Here is a 19,472-nt window from a genome sequence, read left to right as displayed (position 1 = left end):
CCGGCACATCTTAGCGGGCTGCGGGTCCCGGCCCGCTCGGGGCGTTAGCGTCAGCCGACCTTCTGGCGAATGTCCAGTCGCTTGGCAAGCGCACGTGGCGGTCCTGGTGCATCGAACTTCGGCCGCCCAATCCGGCGCAAGCAACGGCTGCTCGGTGGAAGAAGGCGCCGGCTCGCGCTAGCGAGAACCAATCTGGGGGGCTCAGCACCACAGGAGAGCACGATGCCCGCAAAACCCATATTGATCGCCTCCGCAGGAGCTCTGGCGCTCGGAGCCGCCGCTCTGGTCGCGTTCGCGGCGGACCAGAGGCCGGATTTCACCGCCGGCGGCCAGCCGATGACTCAAGAGCAGATCGTTCAGAAGATGCAGTCGGAGGGCTACTCCAACGTCCAGGTGCAAAGACAGGGCGCGAACCTCCTCATCTCGGGGCAGAAGAACGGGAAGACGGAGAACATGACCGTCAATGCCCAGACCGGGAAGGCCGTCGCCGAGGACGACGAGGACGACGACTAGCTGGCGGCTGGAACGACCTCTCGCGAAATCTGGAGAGGGGCGGCGCCGCGGGGTGGATGGCCGCTGCCGCCCATCGCGAGCCGGCCAGGGAGGAACGATTATGCAGAGGCTGAGCGTCAGGTGCGGGCCAACACGCTTGCGGGCATTCGCGGCAGCGCTGGCCGTACTCCTTCAGGCTTCCGCTGCGGGAGCGCATGACACCAAGACGGACGGGGATCCGTCCAACGACTGGCTTGAGGGGATCCGGAACGGGAGCGGGGCGCTGTGCTGCGGCAACAATGACTGTCGTCCGATAGCCACCAGCGCCGTCACCCGGTCTGAGGGCGGCGGTCTTGAGGTGCAGATCGGCGAACAGCGCTACCAGGTGACGGGAGACAGCGTAATAGGCAGCCTCAGCCCTGACGGCAGAGCCTGGGTGTGCCCGCATGTCCGAGCAGACCCGGGGGGCTACGGCTACGAGATCACAGGCACCCGGTGCCTCTTCCTGTCGCCGCAATTATGAGTGCTCGCGAGACGCCCCACCTGGTCCGGTGTGTCCCCAAGGAGGTCGCCATGGGATGGGCAGCAACGAGGACGCCTTCACAGACGACGTGCGCGTGCGTCTGCGCGCTCGGCCTCATGCTGTACGCCGTTGGAGCGCAGGCGGCTGAAGGCCTCGTTCTGGAGGCACGGATTCCGCTCGGTCCCGTCGGGGGGCGCATCGACCACCTCGCGGTTGACCTGGCTGGGAAACGCCTGTTCGTGGCCGAGCTCGGCAACGACAGCGTCGGCGTCGTCGACATCGAGCAGGCCAAGGTCGCCGCCGGAATCGCCGGCCTGGCGGAGCCCCAGGGGGTGGGCTACGAGCCCTCGACGGATACGCTTTACGTGGCCAACGCCCGGGACGGCTCTGTGCGCCTGTTCGACGGCAAGACCCTGGCGCCTTCCGGTCGGATCGACCTCAAGCAGGATGCGGACAACGTCCGCATCCGCGGCGACCGCGTCGTGGTCGGGTATGGCGAGGGCGCCCTCGCCGTCATCGACCCGAGGGACAGGGCGAAGAAGGCCGTCATCGAGTTGGGCGGCCACCCGGAGGGGTTCCAGCTGGACGCCTCCGGCCAGCGGGCGTTCGTCAACGTTCCCGACCGGGGCGAAGTCGCCGTCGTGGACATCCAGTCCGGGCGGCGGGCCGCGAGCTGGCGGACGGGCGAGTTCCGGGCGACCTTCCCGATGGCCTACGGCGGTGATCCCGCAGGTCTGGCGATTGTGGCCCGGAAGCCGGCCACCCTGCTGCGCTACGGGCTCGACGGCTCGCTTTTGTGGCGGAAAGCCACGTGCGGGGACGCCGACGACGTCTTCTACGACGCGCGCCGCCGCAGGTTCTATGTCAGCTGCGGGGAGGGCTTCGTCGACGTGCAGCCGGACGACCCGAACGTGGCTCCCGCGAGGATCGCGACCTCGAAGGGGGCGAGAACCTCGCTTTTCGTCCCCGAGACGGACCGGCTCTACGTCGCGAGCCCTGCATCGGGAGGACAGGCGGAGCTGCTCGTTTTTCGGCCGGCGCCCTGAGGCGAGCGAGGACGGGAGGAAACCCATGACTTACGCCATGAAGCCGCTGGGCTGCGACCCCGCCCGCATCAAGGGCATGTCGGAGCGCATGATCATCAGCCACTACAAGAACAACTACGGCGGCGCGGTGAAGCGCCTGAACCTGATCCAGGAGCGGCTGGCCGACCTCGACTACGCCGCGGCGCCCGGCTTCCTGCTGAACGGGCTCAAGCGCGAGGAGCTGATCGCCACGAACTCGATGATCCTGCACGAGCTGTTCTTCGACGGGCTGGGTGACGCCAGCGAGCCCGGGCCCGCCCTGAAAGAGGCGCTCACCCGGGACTTTGGCTCATACGAGCGCTGGCGCGCCGAGTTCGTCGCGACGGGGAAGGCGCTCGCCGGCGGCTCCGGCTGGGTGCTCCTGTGCTGGTCGCCGCGCGACGGCCGGCTCGTCAACCAGTGGGCGGCCGACCATTGCCACACCCTGGCCGGCGGCGTCCCCATCCTGGCGCTCGATATGTACGAGCACTCCTACCACATGGACTACGGCGCCAAGGCGGTGACCTACGTGGACACCTTCATGGAGACGATCCGCTGGGGCAACGCCGACCGGCTCCTGGCCGGGCTGACCGCAGCCTCCGCCGCGAGGGGCTGACGGCTGACTGCGGCCCGCACCGGGCCTGAACCCCGCGCCCGGCGCTCCTCGCGCTGAATAAAGATCGCGCCGCGATGGCAAAGTCGGGCGGCGATCCGGGCCTCCCTGCCGAACCCTGGGCCGGGTTGGCAGCCATACGGGCGAGCCGGCCCCTCGCGGGAGTTGTCACATGGAACTCGCAGCCGTGGGCCAGGGCGCCCGCGCCTTCCTCTATATGGAGCGCTACGTCATCGAGGGTGCCAAGACCTACAGCCCGCTCGCAAGTCGGACCGAGGCCGCGGTGCGCTACCAACCGGAAAACGAGGCGCCGTCCTTCGGTCTCGTCACAGTCTGCGCCCCACGGGATCGCGTCTCGCTGTTCCAGGCCGATCCGGTTCCTGGGCTTCTTCGCCACTTCGTCAGGCCGGAAGGGGTGCTGTTTCCTGTGCATCCTGCAACGTGGAGGAACGACGCCGCCGAAGGTATTGAGGACATCCGCGCCTTACCGCCGAGCACGCCCATTCAGGTGGCCCCGACCGCCTCGACCAGGACGGTGCTCGCCTTGGAGCAACTGCAAGGTGTTCCCGATCACTACATCAAGCTCCACTACCCGGTCCGGATCTCGCGCTTCAACCGGGAGCTTCGGCTCAAGAATATCCACAACAGTGTCGCCGTGTGCTCCGATCTCGCGCACGTCCTGTTCGACAGCTTCGCCTATCTGCCGGACTCGCTGGGCGTCGCCCTCGGCGCCGGCGGACGGGCCTGGGGATTTCTGGTGCGAGAGGCGCGGGCCCGGCCCTTTGTTGCCGGAAGGTTTTTGATCCCGTGCTTCGCCTTGTACGCCGGCGACCTGAAGCACCCCGAGTCGCCGCCTCTCCTGGTGCAGATGATCGCCAGGCTGGGCGTCGACCCGGTTCCATTCGTCATCGACCGCGTGCTCGGCCCAATCGTCGCGTGCTGGGCGACGGTCGCCCGCGAACGCGGCATCCTCCTGGAGTCGCATGCGCAAAACACGCTGATCGAGGTCGACCGGGACATGGTCCCCCGGAGAGTGGTCCATCGCGATCTGGACGTGTGGATCGACCCCGGGGCGCGGCGGCGGGCGGGTCTCGCCATGCCGTTTCTCGGACGTGGCATGGCGGCCGACACGGACGAGGAGGTCCAAGGCCATTACAGCCTCGTCTACGACCAGTTCCTCGGCCATCACTTCTTCGACTACGTCCTCGTGATCCTCAAGGGCTACTACGGAGCCGACGAGGAGCTGGTGCGGGCGCGGGTGCGAGAGATCTTCCGCCGCTTCTTCCCGGACGCGGACAGGCTCTTCCCCGCCGGGACCATGTTCAAATTTCGGAACGGCGCCCCGCCGGACTCAAAAGCCACGCTCGAAGACATGCGGCAGGCGCCCGGCTGGCGATAGCGACCCTGTAATCCTGGGGGCGGGAGGCGGGGAGACCGTGGCCTAGCGCGGTTCGTGGCCGGGGCCCGGGCTGCCGCTTGACGGATCCCCTCCGGGGGGATAGGTGCTGCCGCATGATGCACCCCAGCCACCCCGACATCATCGCCCGGCTCAAGCGGGCCCAGGGCCACCTCGCCTCCGTGATCGGCATGGTCGAGGCCGGCCGCCCCTGTCTCGACCTCGCGCAGCAACTGCACGCGGTCGAGAAGGCCGTCGCCAACGCCAAGCGCGAACTCATCCAGGATCACATCAACCACTGCCTGGAGGACGCCATTGGCCAGGGCGGCCGCAAGGCCAAGGAGGCGCTGGCCGAGGTCACCGCCATCACCAAGTACCTGTGAGGACGCCGATGCTCGGCAAGGCGAGGAGCTGGCTGGGTTTCGGCCACGACGACCATCATCAGCATGGCCACCACCACGGCCACGGCCATCATCACGGCCATGGCGACCACGGCCACACGCACGGGGTGATCGATCCGACCATCGCCACGACCTCACAGGGGATCTGGGCCATCAAGTGGTCCTTCGTGATTCTGGCGGTCACGGCCTTCCTGCAGGTTCTCGTGGTCATCGCGTCCGGCTCGGTCGCGCTGCTGGCGGACACCATCCACAACGTCGCCGACGCCACCACGGCCATCCCGTTGTGGGTCGCCTTCCGCCTTGTGCGCCGGCGGCCCACGGCGACGTTCACCTATGGCTACGGCAAGGTCGAGGACCTCGCCGGCATTGTCATCGTGCTGATCATCTTCGCGAGCGCGCTGGTCGCCGGCTACGAGGCCGTGAACAAGCTGCTCCACCCCGAACCGATCCGGCAACTCGGCTGGGTGGCGGCGGCCGGCGTGGTCGGCTTCCTGGGCAACGAGGCTGTCGCCGTGTTCCGCATCCGGGTCGGCCGGCGCATCAACAGCGCCGCGCTCATCGCGGACGGCTACCACGCCCGCGTGGACGGGCTGACGAGCCTCGCGGTGGTGCTGGGCGCCGCAGGCGTCTGGCTTGGATTCCCGCTGGCGGACCCCATCATCGGTCTGCTCATCACGCTGGCGATCTTCGGCATTGTTTGGCAGTCCGCGAGCTCCGTCGTGCGCCGGATGATCGACGGCGTCGAGCCGGGGCTCGCGGCGGAGGCGCGCCACGCCGCGGAGCACGTTCCCGGCCTGCAGGGCCTGCATGATCTCAAACTCCGCTGGCTCGGCCACCGCCTGCACGTCCAGGCCACGGCCCTGGTCGACCCCGGAATGAGCCTTGTCGAGGCGGAGCGCGTCCGGACCGATCTGGAGCGCGAGCTGGCCGCGCACCTGCCGGCCCTCGAAGCGGCCCATATCGCCATTCGGCCCGCTTCAGAGGCGGCCGAGGCGGCGCATACAAAGGGGCATGGGCACCATCATGCGCCCGAGCCTTTTGTGTTCGCGACCGCGCTTGTAGCCGGCCGGCTGGAGATCGTCGACACGCCCGCCGGCGAGAGGATGCGCCTGCGCCTGGATCATCCCGCGCCGGGGATGGATGCCAGGGTTGAGATCCTGCGCCCGGGCGGACGCGTCGAGGGGCTCGCTTTGCGCGCCGAAGGCTCGGAGGACGTGTTCGAGAGCGAGGCGGCCCCCGAGGAGCCGCATGAGTTCGACGCCACGCTGGCGCTGCGGTTCCACGGCCGGGAGGAGCAGCTTCCGTTCCGGATGGTCGAGCCACCGGGGCATCACCACTAGGCAGCGCCCCTTCAAGAACACTGCTAGCCAGCGTCGTGTCTGGTAACGATAGTCGGCCCGCTGCTCTCGTACTGATTGCGGCCCCCGAATGCCCACCAAGGCGCCACATGCTGCTGTCGTACACGCAGAACCTGGAAGATTATCACCTTGCCCTGGCCTTCGCTGGCCAACCAGGGGGCTTCTATATCGATGTCGGCGCAGGCCATCCCGTCGCCGACAACGTGACGCAGTTCTTTTATGAGCGGGGTTGGCGGGGCATCGTGGCGGAGCCGCAGCCGGCCTTGGCGGCGCTCTACGCCAGGTTGCGGCCCCGGGATGTCGTGCACCAAGGCCTGGTCGGCCGACACGACGGCGAGGCTCGTTTCCACCAAGTCGACCGCCTGCACGGATTCTCGACCACGGTCGAGGAGCACGCCCGCGGCGCGGGCGCCTTCGGGGTGACCTACGAGACGCACACGCTGCCCTGCGCGACGCTGGCCACCCTCTGCGAGCGGCACGGCGTCACCGCCATCGACATCCTGAAGATCGACGTGGAAGGCGCCGAGGCGGACGTGCTGGCCGGCAATAACTGGTCGCGCTTCCGCCCGGTCGTGGTGGTCGCGGAAGCAGTGACGCCGGGCGCGGGAGAGCGCGCCTGGGACGAGTGGGAGCCAGCGCTGCTGGCGCAAGGATACCGGTTCCGCCTGTTCGACACGCTCAACAGGTTCTACGTCGCCGAGGAGCGCCCGGACGTCTTTGAGCGGCTGCCCGCCGAACGCGCCGATTGGAGTGCGGCGACTCACATGTATGAAATCGGTCGTGCGCCCGAGAACCCCGGTCATCCGGACCACGCCCTCGCCAGAGCATTGGCTCAGGGCATGTGGGCCGATCTTCCGCACATCTCCCCGGAAGCGCTCGCCCGCATTCTGGTGCGAGGGCGAGGCTGGGAGTTCACTCCCGAAACGGTGGCGAAAGCACAGGCTGAAATCGACACGGACGCTTTCCGGGCCGCGCTGGGTCGGATTGCGTGCGGGTACGACGGAGGCCAGATCACGACACCTGATTTGTGGGCAGTGCTCGGCTCCGAGTACCTGAAGCTCGGGTTAGGGTCGAATGCCGACCCCACCCTCAAGCTGACTGAGGCCGGACCCTTGCATGGTCTTGCAGCTACTCATCCTCGGGCAGTCCGGTCGATGCCGACCACGAGTGGATGAGAGCTTTCCCGCGCTTCGGCACGTCGCACGAGAGGTAGACGGATCGACAAGCTCCGCAGAACGCAAGCTGCCACAGGCGATCGAAATGTCCGAGCGTCGTGTTGATGACGCAAGTGATAGAGGGCTTCACGGCGATGATCCCTCCCACCCCGTTCTGGTCGTCACGCGCCTCAAGTTCCTCGTCCAAGGATACCTGCAAGGAGGCTTGGCTGATCCCCTTCAGCGGCTCATGGAGGCGCCCGTAGAACTGGATGTAGGCCGAGTGCGGGCTGCCCCACTTGATTGCGTAATTCGTGCCGAGACGGCATTCGCTGCGCTCGACGATCAAATACCGAGTGACGCCTTCGGCTCGGCGTGGCCGCTTGGGAGGCATGGTAACGCCCTTCGCTCGCAGTGCATCAAAGCCCCCACCGGATGAGCGTAGCCTTTGGGGGCGTCACGTAGGGGAAAGAGGAGGTGGCGGACGCGATCGAAGGCCAGATCAGCGTTTCGCTAGACGAGCCAAGGTCGACCTTGACGCGCCAGTTGCCGCGATGATCGCCGACCATGGCTGGCCGCCCCGAAGCATCCGTAAGATCGCGTCGTTTCGGCTCTTGTTTTCCGGGCGACCCTTGTAACGTCCCTCGGTCTTCGCTTTGGCAATCCCCTGCGCTTGGCGGCGTCGCCGGTCCTCGTAGTCCTTCCGCGCAATCGCTGCCAACATGTCCAGCATCATGGCGTTGATGGCGGCGAACATACGCGCCTGGATCTCGTCGGCCGCGCCGGCCATAATCCACGAAGTGGGCAGGTCCAACGCCACCACGCGGACGCCCTTCTCGATGATTAGGGTTTTGAGGCGCTCCCAGTCATCAGCGTTGAGACGTGAAAGCCGGTCGACCTGTTCGACCAAAAGGATGTCGCCCTTCCGGCAGTCCCGGAGCAAGCGGAACAACTCAGGGCGCTGCAGCGACGCGCCGCTTTCATTCTCGACGTAGACGCTCGCGACCTTCAGGCCATGCTCATCGGCGAAGCGCTCCAGATCAGCGCGAGCACGTTGCGCGTCCTGATCGGCTGTCGAGGCTCTCAGGTAGGCTCGGACGAACACTGTCGTGCTCCCAGTTCGATTTGCTCAGTTCGAAATCTGGGGGTTCGATTAGAGTTCTGAAAGGGGCTCAAACCGAACCGGTAACGTGACCGGGCCGATGGTTCGGTTCAGGTATACTCAATTGAACTGAATAATTCGGTTTGGGTGGGCGTTTACCCGGCGTCCGTAGAAGGTCCGGAGAGGGTGGAAAGCAGACCTGCCTCCGGTTCCCTGGGAGCGGCCTCTCGCTTCGGCGCACTCCCGCAGAGCAGCCCGCGGTTGACCGCCGCCGTAACGGCCAGGATGTCGGCCGCCGAACGAGCTCCTCCGGGGTTGCTCCCCCGCTTACGTGAGCGTCATCTGGCTGCCCCCCGGCATTCGGCTACATGACCACGGCAATGATCATCGCCAGGAATGTCGCTGGCAAATAGGTCGTGCACCAGCCTGTATCCGCCGCCTGTGGCTGACGATCCTCAGCTCGCCCCCGTGACAATGCCGCGGGCGTCGAGCCTGCACCGCACGGCGGACTGGCGGACTTCGTAGCCTCCGGCCCGCGCATATAGGACCCTCATGCGGAGCGGCGCCACCCAGCCCTGCCCCGCCCGCTCGCGCTCGCCGGACCCGACCGCCTCGACAGCAACCGCCCCGTAGCGCTTAGCGGCGCGCGCCACGGCGGCCCGGCAGGCCGAGACTGTGCCCGTTGGGACGTTCCCGGAGGGGCTCATCGCGCGCCCGAGCGAGGACACTGCGTCAGGGTCCCCCCGCACCCATCCGAGATTGCCGACGCTGGCGAGAACCATGCGGCGCCCGCCACCCCTGGTCGCCTCCGATGGAAGCAGGCGCCTTGGCAAGACAATGTCACCGCCGTGGCTGTCGTCGACGCCGACCGGGACGAAGCCCTGCGCGTCTCGGGCCGCCGCGGCGGCGACTGACCCGCTGGAACCAGGGGCCGAGCCCGTCGCAGACACAGACCCCGTGGCCCCGCTCGCCACGCCCGAGACGGACCCGGTCACTCCGGAAACCGCCCCACCCACGGCCCCTGTGACGCCGCCGACTGCGCCGGAGACGGCGCCCCCGACCGATCCGGATACTCCTGAAACGGCGCCCGCAGCGTTGCCGACAGCACCCCCCACGGCCCCGGACACGCCGCCAACGGCGCCGCCCACCGAGCCGGCGGCGTTGCCCACCGCGCCTCCAACGCTGCCGCCTGCGGCGCCCACCGCGCCCCCAACAGACCCGCCAGCTGAGCCGACCGCCCCACTAACGGCTCCTCCCACCGAACCGACGGCGCCCCCGACCGCGCCGCCCAATCCACCGCCGCGTCCGCCGCCACTGCTTCCACCTCCGCCGGCGCCGGACGAACCTCCCCCGCCGCCCGCGACCTCCGCATGGGCGGCGGAAACGAGCAACGCGAAGACAATCAAATGCGCAACTCTTCTCATGGGTGAAACCTCATTGGACTGGCTCGCTGGAGGGCCTCAGGGATTCGGGAAGCTCGATAGGACGATCCGAGGCGGGCCGGGACGGCCGCCGCTGCGTCAAGCGATGGGTGGGGTGGCGCGACCTCGCCGGAGGCTCTTCCAGCCGCGGGGCAGGCGTGGCGGGGTGGGCAGCAGGCCGCGGCTGCGGCCTATGTGCATGCGCGGCCTGTCGGAGCGTGGAGGCAGGTGGGGCCGCCGGGTGGGGCGCAGGCCCCGCGGCCCCGCCGGGCTGGTCGGGAGCGGGCTTGCTAGAGTCTGCGGGCGCAGAAGACACAGGGGCTGTGGACTCAGGCGCCGGGGCGGCTCGGGGCGCAGCCGGAGACGGGTCCAGCGGCGCAACCGAGGCGGGCGCCTCCGGGGTGGGAGCGGCAGGCGGGCCCTCGTCAAGCCCGGGAACGGCGGGCGCGATGAAGCCCGGCGGAGACAGGGTCGGGGCAGCAGGAACCTGTGGCGGGGCTGGCGGCACAACCGGCGGCGCCACAGGGGGAGGCAACGGCACGCTCACATCGACGGCCGAGATGGGAGCCTCGCGCCTCGCCGGCTGCGTGCCGCGCTTGAGCCAAGCAACGCAGCCGGTCGCGAGCACGGCGGAGAGCAGCGCCACCCCGGCGAGCGTCCGCCCCCTAAGGCGCTGGCGGGGAGGCCGAATGCGGATGATCGGTTCGGCTGTCAGGCCCGGCGCGCAGGCCCGCCTCCCCGCACGCCCGAGCAACGAGGGAAGCAGCGAGGCGAGGCGCACGGAGCCGGGATCACGCAACACGAGGACCATTGCGGCCAAGCAAACCGGCATGCCGCAGGTTCGTTCCTGACGATGGTGCCGGACAGCTGACCTTGGTTAAATCCGGCTTTGGGCGGAGCGAATGTTCCAGAGGTAAGCCTCGTCCCGCTCCTAATGCCCCCAGTTGAAGACCGTCTCGCCACAACCGTCTGCGGTGGAGCCGTTGGCCAGCCAGGGCTTGGGTAACGAGCTGGCCAGCCGAAACGCGGCCAGCACGCGCGCCATCGCCAACGAGAGAAGAGCAGAGATGGGTCTGTCCGGACGAAGCTCGACCTGGCGATTGCTGGGCCGGAGACGGGCTATTACTCAGAAGCGTGCGAGGCGCGCCGACACGCGAAGCTCGCTCATTGACGGCGGGAGCGGCGGATCACAGGTTGTGACCCGCCATGATAGTAAACCAAAAAGACGCTTCGCCCTTGCAACTGGCGCACCAGACAACGCCTCTCGGGCTCCTCAAGGCCCTGCGCAATGAGCTGCGGGATAAGCTCATGCGAAGCGAGCCCGATTTCCGCATCTACATCGCCCTTGACCAGGCCATAAAGGAAGTCACCGGAAGCCAGTCGGCCCCAGGAGCAGCGGCGCGCAAACCTCGTGTTACCGGGCAAAGGGTCTTGGCCCGGGAGCTTGTGGCCAAGGCCAATGTTCCCCTGAGCACTGCCGAAATCGTTGGCGAGATGCGCAAGCAGGGTCACGGGGTTTCCAAAAGCTCGCTTTCGTCGAACCTGTCGCAATCGTCCGAACTCCAGAGCGTTCGCTACGACGGACGGGCATGCTGGTGGCTTGCCGATCGCCGCATACCGCCTGAGGGGCGCAAGACCTAGGCCTTGGCGGGCGGTGTGGCATCTAAGCGGCTGCCCGGGAGTGCCGAGCAAGCCTGCTGGCCTTGACGAGCCGGAGCTGGTCCACACAGATCAAGGCAAGCGTCTCCAAAAAGGCCGTATGTCGTGCGGTGATCTCACGGGGAGCGGTGTCGATGATGCACACAGCCCCAAGACGCAGGCCCGGCGCGTAGATGATTGGAGCGCCGGCATAGGTGCGAATGTAGGGTGGCCCATCGACGAGCGGGTTAGGCCTAAAGCGGAAGTCCTTGGCTGCATCCGGCACAACGAGGACCCCGTCGGCTTTGATGACCTCCTGGCAGAAGGAATGGGCGCGAGGGGCCGAGCGCACCTGAAGGCCAACCGCGGCCTTGAACCATTGCTCGTCCTGATAGAGGAACGACACGGTCGAAATTGGAAACCCAAGCCCCTCGGTCGCCAAGAAGCAGATACGGTCGAAGGCAGTGGAACCCGTATAGAGGATGCCAAGGTCCTCGAGAGTTTCGATGCGTCTCGACTCAGGCATTCGCGCCCCCACACAATGGAGCTTACCTTGTCCATGAATCATTGATGGGCAGTGAACGTGTTGAGAACCGACCTTTAAGAAAAAGCGAGCAGAATTATCTGGCAGGCCGCCCAAGAGCCTGGCTAGTTTGCAAGCACTGGCCCCGCCATGACCGGGCGGGGCCGTTTGCATCTCGGCGAGTTAAGGCACCGCGCTGGCGCCCAGAAAAAAGAGTTGCTTGTGCCTCGCCGATGACTAGCGTGCGCGCTGCCTGTAACGGAGTGACGCAAATGTCCCCCACGAGCACAGAACAACAAACGGAAACAATCGACCTGGTTGCCGATATCGTCTCGGCCTATCTTTCCCACAACAAGCTGCAGGCTGCTGAGCTTCCTGCCCTGATCCAAAGCGTGCATGGCGCTCTTGCTGGCCTCGGACCGGAACCCGACCCGGCACCCGAGCCCCAGACGCCGGCGGTTCCAGTCAGGAAGTCGATCAGGCCGGACGCGATCATTTGCCTGGAGGACGGCAAGGCGTTCAAGTCGCTGAGGCGCCATCTCATGACCAAGTACGGCATGACCCCGGCCGAGTACCGGACCAAGTGGGGCCTACCGAAGGACTATCCCATGGTCGCCCCGAGCTACGCCGCGGCGCGCTCAGCCTTGGCCAAGGGCATGGGCCTTGGACTGGACCGCAGGAAGCAGCCCGAGCCGGTTCAACCGCCTGAGCCCGCCAAGGCGCCGGGTAAGCGGGGGCGTTCGAAGAAGGTGGCCCAGCCCGCGTAGTCGCCTTCACTGGCGGAGGGGCTCAGGCAGGCATACGGCTTGGGCTTCTCCCGACAGGACGGGGAAGCCAGCTCATCCCTAAGCGCCGTGCAAGCGTCATCGCGGCGTCGGACATTGACGAACTTCGTTCTGGAACTTGGTTCCATGCTCTTCGGTTTCGGCTGCCATGAGTGAACCTTCTGGAACGGCGAGCAACTTGCGGGAACGTGCTCAGCGATGCCTCGAACAGGCGCGCCTGGTGAGCGACTCGACCGATAAGGCGATGCTGCTGCACATGGCCGAGATGTGGCTGGACTTGGCGCGGACGCGCGAGCGGGGCGAGTTGATCGGCGCGGGGCCGGATATCCCGAATGAGGATTCCGTGACGGCCCCGAGGATCACGCACTCGCCCGAGGACCGCTGACACCGGCCGTTCGCCACATTCCGACGAGCGGTGCACGAGATGGCCGCCCAGACGCTCGGCTGGCCTTCGAACCGTCTTGCCCCGAGGGCGACAGGGCCGGCGACGACCCCGGCTAGGTGAGAGCGACGGCCCCTCCCTTCGCAGGCTAGCTTCACCTGCGGGCGGTTCGGGAGCAGCTTGGCGAGCTTCCTGGGGTTCTAGTGAGCGGACCATTAGGCGAGCGACGCCACCCCAACCGACTCGCGATTTACACCCTGAAGCTCCAACGCTCACGGGATCAATTTGCGGCCCGATATCGCTTCAGCCTCGGGCGCGCTCGCGAAGGAAGGGCTCGACCGTAGAGACCAGCCCGTCCGGCATGATCATTTGTGCGCCGCGTTCGTAGGTCAGATAGCGCCAGACCCATTGCATGGTTACGAACAGCCGCTTGTCAAATCCGACGAGCAAGTAGACATGCACGAGCGCCCAAAGTAGCCAAGCCACACGCCCTCGCAGATGGTGCTTGCCGAAGTCGAACACCGCCGCATTGCGGCCCACGACCGCCGCGTTCCCCTGGTTCTGGAAGAGGAACGGCTGGTCCGGAACCCCCCCTAGTTTTCCAAGGACGCGCCCGAGGTACTCGCCCTGCTGTTTTGCAACCTGGGCGAGGGCGGGCAACGGCTGGCCGTCCTGCAGGCAGAGAGCACAGTCGCCGATAGCATAGGCGTCGTCCCGCCCCGCGATGGCCAGGGTCGGATCGACGCTGACCCGGCCGGCCCGGTCGAGCGGCCCCCCGGGCGCCCGGTGATGCTGGTCGCCCGGATCCCGGCCGCCCCAGACCACGGCGCCGCAGGGCGTCTCCCGCCCAGCGATCACGACCGAGCCCGGGCGAACGTCGTCCACGCTTGCGCCCGCGAGCACCTTGACGCCCAGTCCACGCAGGCGCTCGGCGGCGTACGTCGCGCCAGCTCTTCAGCAAAGGCGGCAAGCAGTCGCGGTCCCTCCTCGACGAGCAACGTGCGCGCCGAAGCGGGGTCGATGTGCCGAAAGTCTCGCGCCAGCGTCCACCGGGACAGTTCCGCGATCGCACCGGCCATCTCAACGCCGGTCGGGCCGCCGCCGACCGCAGCCTGCGCGCCCTTGAAGTGCGACTGTGGCCACTCACGGGCCGTGGTCCGGGTTTCGCGCTTCGTCAACTAGAGGCGCGACGGATCGACTTGGCGGGAAGCCGTTGGAAGGTCTGCTGCCGCACCCGGTCCGAGATTATTCGAGGGCGCCCAGCGTCGAAGCTTGAACCCAAGCGCCCGCGTGCCGGAAGCCTCTCAATTGTTCTAAGACAGCACGGCATAGCTCCCAAGCTACCATGAGACTTGCTCAATGGGGCCGCTTAAGCGAAACGGGCATTCCCCATCGGTTGGAGGCGCGAATGCCCCACCACTCTCGTGTTCTGCTCGTCGAGGACGGGCTGCTACTCCGCTTCATGATGGCGCAGATGCTGGAGAACACCGGCTTTGTGGTCATCGGCGCGGGAGATGCCGATGAGGCGCTCTCTCTGCTTGAGGCTGACAGCTTCGCCATCGTAGTGTCCGATATCGACATGCCCGGCGAGATGGATGGCGTCGAGCTGGCGCACGAGATCCGAAGCCGCTGGCCCGAAGTACCGGTGATCCTGATCTCGGGCGAGGAGCTGCCGTCCCGCGAACTTCCTGACGGGTGCCCTTTCCTGCCCAAACCCGTGCCCGATCGGCTGCTTGTCGCGCTCATGAGGGAGATGATCGCCAGGGCATCGGGACATTAGCGCCTACGGTGCCGTTCGACGTTCTCACCGGCTGAACCTTCGGCGAAGGCTTGCTGCGAAGGCAAAAGAAGCCCGCCACGCGATGTCCTGAGCGCCAGGCGGGCCACTATCGCTCCCAAGGGCTGCGCCGGGTGCATCATCGGCGCACTTCGAGGGGCGGCATGGGCCGTAATGTGGGCCATTTCCGCGCCCGCGAGGATGCGCCCGAGGCAAAGCGCGTGGACAGCTTTGCTCCATGCCGCGGAACCGCGCGCTCGGTCTTGAAGCGGACCATGCTAAGTTTACGGGAACGGAACGGCTCCTCCGGCGCGGCGTCTATCCTCCGGTCATGAGATCCGGAGCCGGACGTGCCGAGAAGCTGGCTTACAACCGCCGTCGTTGCGTCCGGACTGACGCTCTGCGCCGCCGGAGCGCTAGCACAAGGGGACCAGAATCTTCTGACCCAATTGGTGGGTTCGCCCGTGGAGGACAGCGCCGGCGTCCCTGTCGGCGTCGTGCAGGATCTGTTGATAGACCAGGGAAGAGCGGCCGCCCTGGTTGTGGGCCTTTCTGGATCACTCGGAGTCGGCGAGAAGGATGTCGCAGTCGCCTTTCCGGGCGTTGCAGCGATCGCGCGGGATACGAGGGAAGCGGCCGAGCATGGCGTACGCGCAGCTGGTGAAGAGCCGTTGCGCGTCCGCCTGAAGGTCTCTCTCACATCGCTCGTGGCCGCGCCTGCGTTCCGCGCGGGTTCCGGCCCGTCGGCGCTTAGTCCCTCGTCCTCGTCGGGCGTGCCCGCGGGGGTCACCAAGGAACCCAAGTCCAGCACGAAGTCAGGTGGCCCCGGCTAGAGGGAGCGGAGCGGCATGGAAAAGATTGCTTTGAGCAGGCGGCAGATACTGGCTGGCGGCGCTGCGGCCGCTGTCGTTGCCACCGAGCGCCCGGCCTCGGCTCACAGCATCAAGGGCGAGGTCCCTTGGGCTCCGTCCCAAGCCGACGCGCCGCACGCTATAGATCCCGGCGGGTATATCTTTTTCACGCCCCAGGAGGCGGCGCTGATTGAGGCCGCCGTGGCGAGGCTTATCCCTGCGGACGATCTCGGCCCGGGCGCCAAGGAACTGGGCGTCCCGACCTTCCTGGATCGGCAGCTGGCTGGCGAGTATGGCCGCGCCGAGCGCTGGTACATGCTCGGTCCGTGGCGCCAGGGAAGCGACAACCAGGGGTATCAGTCCCGTCTCACGCCGGCGCAGCTCTACCGCTACGCCATCAAACAGCTCGATGCGCACGTCTCCTCGATCAAGGACGGCCGGCGCTTCGCAAATCTCGCGACCGAGGACCAGGACGCCCTGCTGAGCGACCTCGAGGCGGGCAAGGTCGACCTCGGCGGCGTGAGCGGGAAGGCCTTCTTTGACCTGCTGCTGCAGAACACGATCGAGGGTTTCTTCGCCGACCCGATCTACGGCGGCAACCGCAACATGGAAGCCTGGCGCATGATCGGCTTCCCGGGCGCGCGGTACGACTATCGCGACTTCGTCGCCAAGCATGGCGAACGATTTCCGCTGCCTCCGGTGGGCCTCCAGGGACGGCCCGCCTGGTCGAGCAAGGGGTGAATCCATGGCCCGCAAGCTCCCGAGCATCGACGTCGCCTTGGTGGGATTCGGCTGGACGGCGGCCATGCTCGCCCAGGAGTTCACGGACGCCGGTCTGAACGTGCTGGCGCTGGAGCGCGGAGTCTGGCGCGACACACCGACAGACTTCGCGCCGACCTTCATCCAGGACGAACTGCGCTACTACTTCCGTCACGAGCTCTTCCAGGAAGCCTCGCGGGAAACCCTGACCTTCCGCAACAACGGGGGTGAGACCGCGCTGCCCATGCGCCATCTCGGCTCCTTCCTGCCGGCCACCGGCGTCGGGGGCGCCGGGATCCACTGGAATGGCCAGACCTGGCGGTTTCTGCCGACCGACTTCGTGGCGAAAAGCCACAACGAGCAGCGCTACGGCAAGCTCGCCGAGGGCATGACGGTGCAGGACTGGGGCGTCACTTACGACGAGCTCGAGCCCTACTACGACCGCTTCGAGTACCTCTGCGGCATTTCCGGCAAGGCGGGCAACCTCAACGGGACCAAGCAGCCCGGCGGAAACCCGTTCGAGGGGCCCCGCAAGCGGGATTTTCCGAACCCGCCGATGGACATGACCTACGCCCCGATGCTCTTCGCCAAGGCCGCGCAGGAGACCGGCCATGCGCCCTTCCCGTGTCCCTCGGCCAACATGTCGCGCGCCTACACGAACCCGCTCGGAGTGCAGCTCGGCCCCTGCACCTATTGCGGCTTCTGCGAGAAATACGCCTGCGGCAACTACTCCAAGGCCAGCCCGCAGACGACGATCCTCCCTGTGCTCATGCGCAAGCCAAACTTCGAGCTCAGGACACAATGCGAGGTCCTCAAGGTGAACCTCGACAACACGGGCAAGAAGGCGACCGGCATCACCTATGTCGACGCCCAGGGCGAGGAGTGGGAACAACCTGCGGATCTCGTGATCCTCTGCGCCTTCGCGCTCCACAACGTGCGCCTGATGCTGCTTTCGGGGCTCGGCCAGCCCTATGATCCCGAAACGAACACCGGCGTGGTCGGGCGCAACTACGCGTACCAGATCACCAGCGCCGTCGACGTCTTCTTCGACGACAAGCTCACGAACACGTTCATCGGCGCCGGCTCCCTCGGGATGGGGATCGACGAGTACAATGGCGACAACTTCGACCACACCGGGCTCGGGTTTATCGGCGGGGGATACATTGCGCTTTGGACCACCAACGGGCGTCCGATCGAGACCCATCCCGTGCCGGAAGGCACGCCCAAGTGGGGGTCGAAGTGGAAGAAGGCCGTGGTCGACAACTACCTCAAGCAATGCTCGATCAGCACGCACGGCGCCGTGATGAGCCATCGGGGCAACTACCTCGATCTCGACCCCTTCTACCGGGACGTGCACGGTCGGCCGCTCGTGCGGATGACCTTCGACTTCACCGACAATGAACACCGAATGTCGGACTACCTCACCGACCGGGCCGCGGAAATCGCCAGGGCCATGCAGCCCCGCGAGATCAAGGTCTCGAGGCGCAAGGGGTCCTACTCGATCGTGCCCTACCAGACGACGCACAACACGGGGGGCGCGATCATGGGCGACGACCCGAAGACGAGCGCGGTGAACCGCTACCTGCAAAGCTGGCAGGCCCACAACGTATTCGTCATGGGTGCCTGCGCCTTTCCCCAAAACCCTGGCTACAACCCGACCGGCACGGTCGGCGCCCTCACCTATTGGGCCGCGGACGCGATCCGCAACCAGTACCTGAAGAGCCCGGGCCCGCTGGTTCAAGCATGAGGCGTCCACCATGCGCAGCGCCACCCCGTTCCTGATCGCCGGGCTGCTCGTGGCGACATCCGCCGGACTGGTGTTCGCCGATGGCGACCATGCCCAGATCGAGCGCGGCCGCTATCTGGTGTCCGCGGGGGATTGCTACGCCTGTCACACAGCCGACCCCTCCAAGCCCTTCGCCGGGGGTCGGCCGTTGCAGACGCCGTTCGGCGCGATCTACTCGGCCAACATCACGCCGGACCGGCAAACAGGGATCGGGGCCTGGTCGGACGACGATTTCTACCGCGCCATGCACGAGGGCGTTTCTGCCAATGGCGAGCGGCTCTATCCCGCTTTCCCCTATCCCTACTACACGCACGTGACCCGCGGTGACGTCCTGGCGATCCGCGCCTATTTGCAGACCCTCGAGCCGATCGCGAACGCTCCCCCGCGCAACAAGCTGCCATTTCCACTGAGCGAGCGCGCCGTGATGCGCCCCTGGAACTGGATGTTCTTCGACGACGGCGCGTTCCATCCCGACCCGTCCAAGTCGGCCTCCTGGAACCGCGGCGCCTATCTCGTGGAAGGGCTTGGGCACTGTGGCGCCTGCCACACGCCGAAAAACGTGCTCGGGGCCGACATGGACGACAAGGCTCTGGCCGGCGGCACGATCGAAAACTGGTTCGCGCCGAACCTGGGCGCCGATTTGCGGACTGGCCTCGGCGGATGGAGCGAGGCGGATGTCATCGACTACCTGAAAACGGGTCGCAACAGCCACGACAGCGCGACTGGGCCCATGTCGGAGGTGATCCAGTATTCGACCTCGCAATTGAACGACGAGGATTTGCACGCCGTCGCGGCCTATCTCAAGGACCTCCCGGGCGAAGCCGGACGGGTGCCGAGCAGCGCCTCAGGCCAGCAGACATCGTCCTCCGGGCTATCCGGTTCCGGAGAAGCGATCTTCCTCGACCAGTGCTCGACCTGTCACAGAAGCAACGGCGAGGGCACACCGACCGTCTTCCCGCCGCTCAAGGGCAACGCGAATGTGCAGCAAGCAGACGCGACGACCGTGATCCGCGTCATCCTGCAAGGTGCCCGGACGACGCCCACCGACGCGCGGCCGACGCCATTCTCGATGCCGGCTTTCGACTGGAAGCTGAGCGACGCCCAGATCGCGGCCGTAGCAACCTACGTCCGCACGGCTTGGGGTAATGTGGCTGAGAGCGTGTCCGCCGACGATGTCGGCAAGCTGCGACGGACGCTGCACGCCAAGGCGGAGTGATGCGGACGCTGCTTGGGCCTTTCCGACCCGGCCCAGGTGGAGTTTTGCGCCGAGCCTGACAGAGGATTGAATGCACGCCCCGGTAGAAGAGATCGTCGACTTTTGAGCTGAAGGATCTGAAATCCTAGGGATCTGACCTTTTAGGGCGAGCGACGCCATCCCAACGGACACGCTACACCCTGAAGCTCCCACACTCGCGGGATCATTTCGCGGCCCGACATCGTTTCAGCC

General features: G+C 66.7%; 19 protein-coding genes and 1 pseudogene. 15 read left to right on the top strand and 5 right to left on the bottom strand.

Annotated features, from left to right (window positions below):
* Positions 1–222 precede the first annotated feature (222 nt).
* From SLNSH_RS06210 to SLNSH_RS06175, 7 genes are all read left to right on the top strand, one after another.
* Positions 223–513 (top strand): hypothetical protein, encoded by a 291-nt coding sequence (locus SLNSH_RS06210; protein ID WP_146140200.1) that lies wholly within the window; start codon positions 223–225, stop codon positions 511–513.
* A 618-nt stretch (positions 514–1,131) separates the two neighbouring features.
* Positions 1,132–2,061 carry a YncE family protein gene (locus SLNSH_RS06200; RefSeq protein ID WP_106335804.1) on the top strand — a complete coding sequence of 310 codons (930 nt, stop codon included), beginning with the start codon at positions 1,132–1,134 and terminating at the stop codon, positions 2,059–2,061.
* Positions 2,062–2,086: 25 nt separating this feature from the next.
* Positions 2,087–2,695, top strand: coding sequence for a superoxide dismutase (locus SLNSH_RS06195; RefSeq protein WP_106335803.1), 609 nt, complete (start codon positions 2,087–2,089; stop codon positions 2,693–2,695).
* 169 nt (positions 2,696–2,864) lie between these two features.
* The gene (locus SLNSH_RS06190) at positions 2,865–4,091 is read left to right on the top strand and encodes an IucA/IucC family protein (RefSeq protein ID WP_106335802.1); all 1,227 of its coding nucleotides are present in this window, start codon (positions 2,865–2,867) and stop codon (positions 4,089–4,091) included.
* A gap of 113 nt (positions 4,092–4,204) precedes the next feature.
* On the top strand, positions 4,205–4,471 hold the full coding sequence (locus SLNSH_RS06185) for a metal-sensing transcriptional repressor (RefSeq protein ID WP_106335801.1): 267 nt from the start codon (positions 4,205–4,207) through the stop codon (positions 4,469–4,471).
* An 8-nt stretch (positions 4,472–4,479) separates the two neighbouring features.
* On the top strand, positions 4,480–5,829 hold the full coding sequence (locus SLNSH_RS06180; RefSeq protein ID WP_106335800.1) for a cation diffusion facilitator family transporter: 1,350 nt from the start codon (positions 4,480–4,482) through the stop codon (positions 5,827–5,829).
* A 107-nt stretch (positions 5,830–5,936) separates the two neighbouring features.
* The gene (locus SLNSH_RS06175) at positions 5,937–7,022 is read left to right on the top strand and encodes an FkbM family methyltransferase (protein ID WP_106335799.1); all 1,086 of its coding nucleotides are present in this window, start codon (positions 5,937–5,939) and stop codon (positions 7,020–7,022) included.
* On the opposite strand, the gene SLNSH_RS06170 is transcribed toward SLNSH_RS06175, so the two are convergent.
* The 3 genes from SLNSH_RS06170 to SLNSH_RS25215 all read right to left on the bottom strand — a co-directional run bounded on the left by SLNSH_RS06170 (position 6,976) and on the right by SLNSH_RS25215 (position 9,272).
* On the bottom strand, positions 6,976–7,350 hold the full coding sequence (locus tag SLNSH_RS06170; RefSeq protein ID WP_106335798.1) for a hypothetical protein: 375 nt from the start codon (positions 7,348–7,350) through the stop codon (positions 6,976–6,978). The two genes, SLNSH_RS06175 and SLNSH_RS06170, sit on opposite strands and share 47 nt — an antisense overlap.
* A 153-nt stretch (positions 7,351–7,503) precedes the next feature.
* A complete protein-coding gene (locus tag SLNSH_RS06165) occupies positions 7,504–8,106 on the bottom strand; it encodes a recombinase family protein (protein ID WP_106335797.1) in 603 nt (200 codons plus the stop codon).
* Between the two features lie 452 nt (positions 8,107–8,558).
* On the bottom strand, positions 8,559–9,272 hold the full coding sequence (locus SLNSH_RS25215; RefSeq protein ID WP_106335796.1) for a hypothetical protein: 714 nt from the start codon (positions 9,270–9,272) through the stop codon (positions 8,559–8,561).
* Between the two features lie 1,458 nt (positions 9,273–10,730).
* On the opposite strand from SLNSH_RS25215, the gene SLNSH_RS24515 reads away from it, so the two are divergent.
* Complete coding sequence (locus SLNSH_RS24515) at positions 10,731–11,165, top strand: hypothetical protein (protein WP_146140198.1); 435 nt, start codon at positions 10,731–10,733, stop codon at positions 11,163–11,165.
* 22 nt (positions 11,166–11,187) lie between these two features.
* Here the strand turns inward: SLNSH_RS24515 and SLNSH_RS06150 are convergent, their stop codons facing one another.
* Positions 11,188–11,688: a GAF domain-containing protein gene (locus tag SLNSH_RS06150; RefSeq protein WP_158266699.1), complete on the bottom strand. Its 501-nt coding sequence runs from the start codon at positions 11,686–11,688 to the stop codon at positions 11,188–11,190.
* Positions 11,689–11,957: 269 nt separating this feature from the next.
* On the opposite strand from SLNSH_RS06150, the gene SLNSH_RS06145 reads away from it, so the two are divergent.
* The gene (locus tag SLNSH_RS06145; protein ID WP_106335794.1) at positions 11,958–12,452 is read left to right on the top strand and encodes a Ros/MucR family transcriptional regulator; all 495 of its coding nucleotides are present in this window, start codon (positions 11,958–11,960) and stop codon (positions 12,450–12,452) included.
* Between the two features lie 238 nt (positions 12,453–12,690).
* Positions 12,691–12,855: a hypothetical protein gene (locus SLNSH_RS24840; RefSeq protein ID WP_158266698.1), complete on the top strand. Its 165-nt coding sequence runs from the start codon at positions 12,691–12,693 to the stop codon at positions 12,853–12,855.
* Positions 12,856–13,155: 300 nt separating this feature from the next.
* Here SLNSH_RS24840 and SLNSH_RS06135 read toward each other — a convergent pair.
* A pseudogene (locus SLNSH_RS06135) lies at positions 13,156–13,782 on the bottom strand (NAD(P)/FAD-dependent oxidoreductase); the annotation flags it as partial.
* A gap of 478 nt (positions 13,783–14,260) precedes the next feature.
* Between SLNSH_RS06135 and SLNSH_RS06125 the strand changes: the two are divergent.
* The 5 genes from SLNSH_RS06125 to SLNSH_RS06105 all read left to right on the top strand — a co-directional run bounded on the left by SLNSH_RS06125 (position 14,261) and on the right by SLNSH_RS06105 (position 19,241).
* The gene (locus tag SLNSH_RS06125; protein WP_158266696.1) at positions 14,261–14,632 is read left to right on the top strand and encodes a response regulator; all 372 of its coding nucleotides are present in this window, start codon (positions 14,261–14,263) and stop codon (positions 14,630–14,632) included.
* Between the two features lie 347 nt (positions 14,633–14,979).
* Positions 14,980–15,462, top strand: coding sequence for a PRC-barrel domain-containing protein (locus SLNSH_RS25695; RefSeq protein ID WP_106335790.1), 483 nt, complete (start codon positions 14,980–14,982; stop codon positions 15,460–15,462).
* 15 nt (positions 15,463–15,477) lie between these two features.
* A complete protein-coding gene (locus SLNSH_RS06115) occupies positions 15,478–16,221 on the top strand; it encodes a gluconate 2-dehydrogenase subunit 3 family protein (protein WP_106335789.1) in 744 nt (247 codons plus the stop codon).
* Between the two features lie 4 nt (positions 16,222–16,225).
* Positions 16,226–17,986 (top strand): GMC family oxidoreductase, encoded by a 1,761-nt coding sequence (locus tag SLNSH_RS06110; protein ID WP_106335788.1) that lies wholly within the window; start codon positions 16,226–16,228, stop codon positions 17,984–17,986.
* A 10-nt stretch (positions 17,987–17,996) separates the two neighbouring features.
* Complete coding sequence (locus SLNSH_RS06105) at positions 17,997–19,241, top strand: c-type cytochrome (RefSeq protein WP_106335787.1); 1,245 nt, start codon at positions 17,997–17,999, stop codon at positions 19,239–19,241.
* Positions 19,242–19,472: the final 231 nt, after the last annotated feature.

The sequence above is a fragment of the Alsobacter soli genome (assembly GCF_003004785.1).
In the GTDB taxonomy this organism is placed as follows: domain Bacteria; phylum Pseudomonadota; class Alphaproteobacteria; order Rhizobiales; family Beijerinckiaceae; genus Alsobacter; species Alsobacter soli.
Note: the sequence above shows the minus strand (reverse complement) of the source record. Positions and strands in the feature narration are given on the sequence as shown.

What these genes read in the sequence shown, in the direction of transcription:
- SLNSH_RS06210 (WP_146140200.1), top strand. Translation starts at nt 223, where the DNA reads ATGCCCGCAAAACCCATATTGATCGCCTCCGCAGGAGCTCTGGCGCTC.
- SLNSH_RS06200 (WP_106335804.1), top strand. Translation starts at nt 1,132, where the DNA reads ATGCTGTACGCCGTTGGAGCGCAGGCGGCTGAAGGCCTCGTTCTGGAG.
- SLNSH_RS06195 (WP_106335803.1), top strand. Translation starts at nt 2,087, where the DNA reads ATGACTTACGCCATGAAGCCGCTGGGCTGCGACCCCGCCCGCATCAAG.
- SLNSH_RS06190 (WP_106335802.1), top strand. Translation starts at nt 2,865, where the DNA reads ATGGAACTCGCAGCCGTGGGCCAGGGCGCCCGCGCCTTCCTCTATATG.
- SLNSH_RS06185 (WP_106335801.1), top strand. Translation starts at nt 4,205, where the DNA reads ATGATGCACCCCAGCCACCCCGACATCATCGCCCGGCTCAAGCGGGCC.
- SLNSH_RS06180 (WP_106335800.1), top strand. Translation starts at nt 4,480, where the DNA reads ATGCTCGGCAAGGCGAGGAGCTGGCTGGGTTTCGGCCACGACGACCAT.
- SLNSH_RS06175 (WP_106335799.1), top strand. Translation starts at nt 5,937, where the DNA reads ATGCTGCTGTCGTACACGCAGAACCTGGAAGATTATCACCTTGCCCTG.
- SLNSH_RS24515 (WP_146140198.1), top strand. Translation starts at nt 10,731, where the DNA reads ATGATAGTAAACCAAAAAGACGCTTCGCCCTTGCAACTGGCGCACCAG.
- SLNSH_RS06150 (WP_158266699.1), bottom strand. Translation starts at nt 11,688, where the DNA reads ATGCCTGAGTCGAGACGCATCGAAACTCTCGAGGACCTTGGCATCCTC.
- SLNSH_RS06145 (WP_106335794.1), top strand. Translation starts at nt 11,958, where the DNA reads ATGTCCCCCACGAGCACAGAACAACAAACGGAAACAATCGACCTGGTT.
- SLNSH_RS06125 (WP_158266696.1), top strand. Translation starts at nt 14,261, where the DNA reads ATGCCCCACCACTCTCGTGTTCTGCTCGTCGAGGACGGGCTGCTACTC.
- SLNSH_RS06115 (WP_106335789.1), top strand. Translation starts at nt 15,478, where the DNA reads ATGGAAAAGATTGCTTTGAGCAGGCGGCAGATACTGGCTGGCGGCGCT.
- SLNSH_RS06110 (WP_106335788.1), top strand. Translation starts at nt 16,226, where the DNA reads ATGGCCCGCAAGCTCCCGAGCATCGACGTCGCCTTGGTGGGATTCGGC.
- SLNSH_RS06105 (WP_106335787.1), top strand. Translation starts at nt 17,997, where the DNA reads ATGCGCAGCGCCACCCCGTTCCTGATCGCCGGGCTGCTCGTGGCGACA.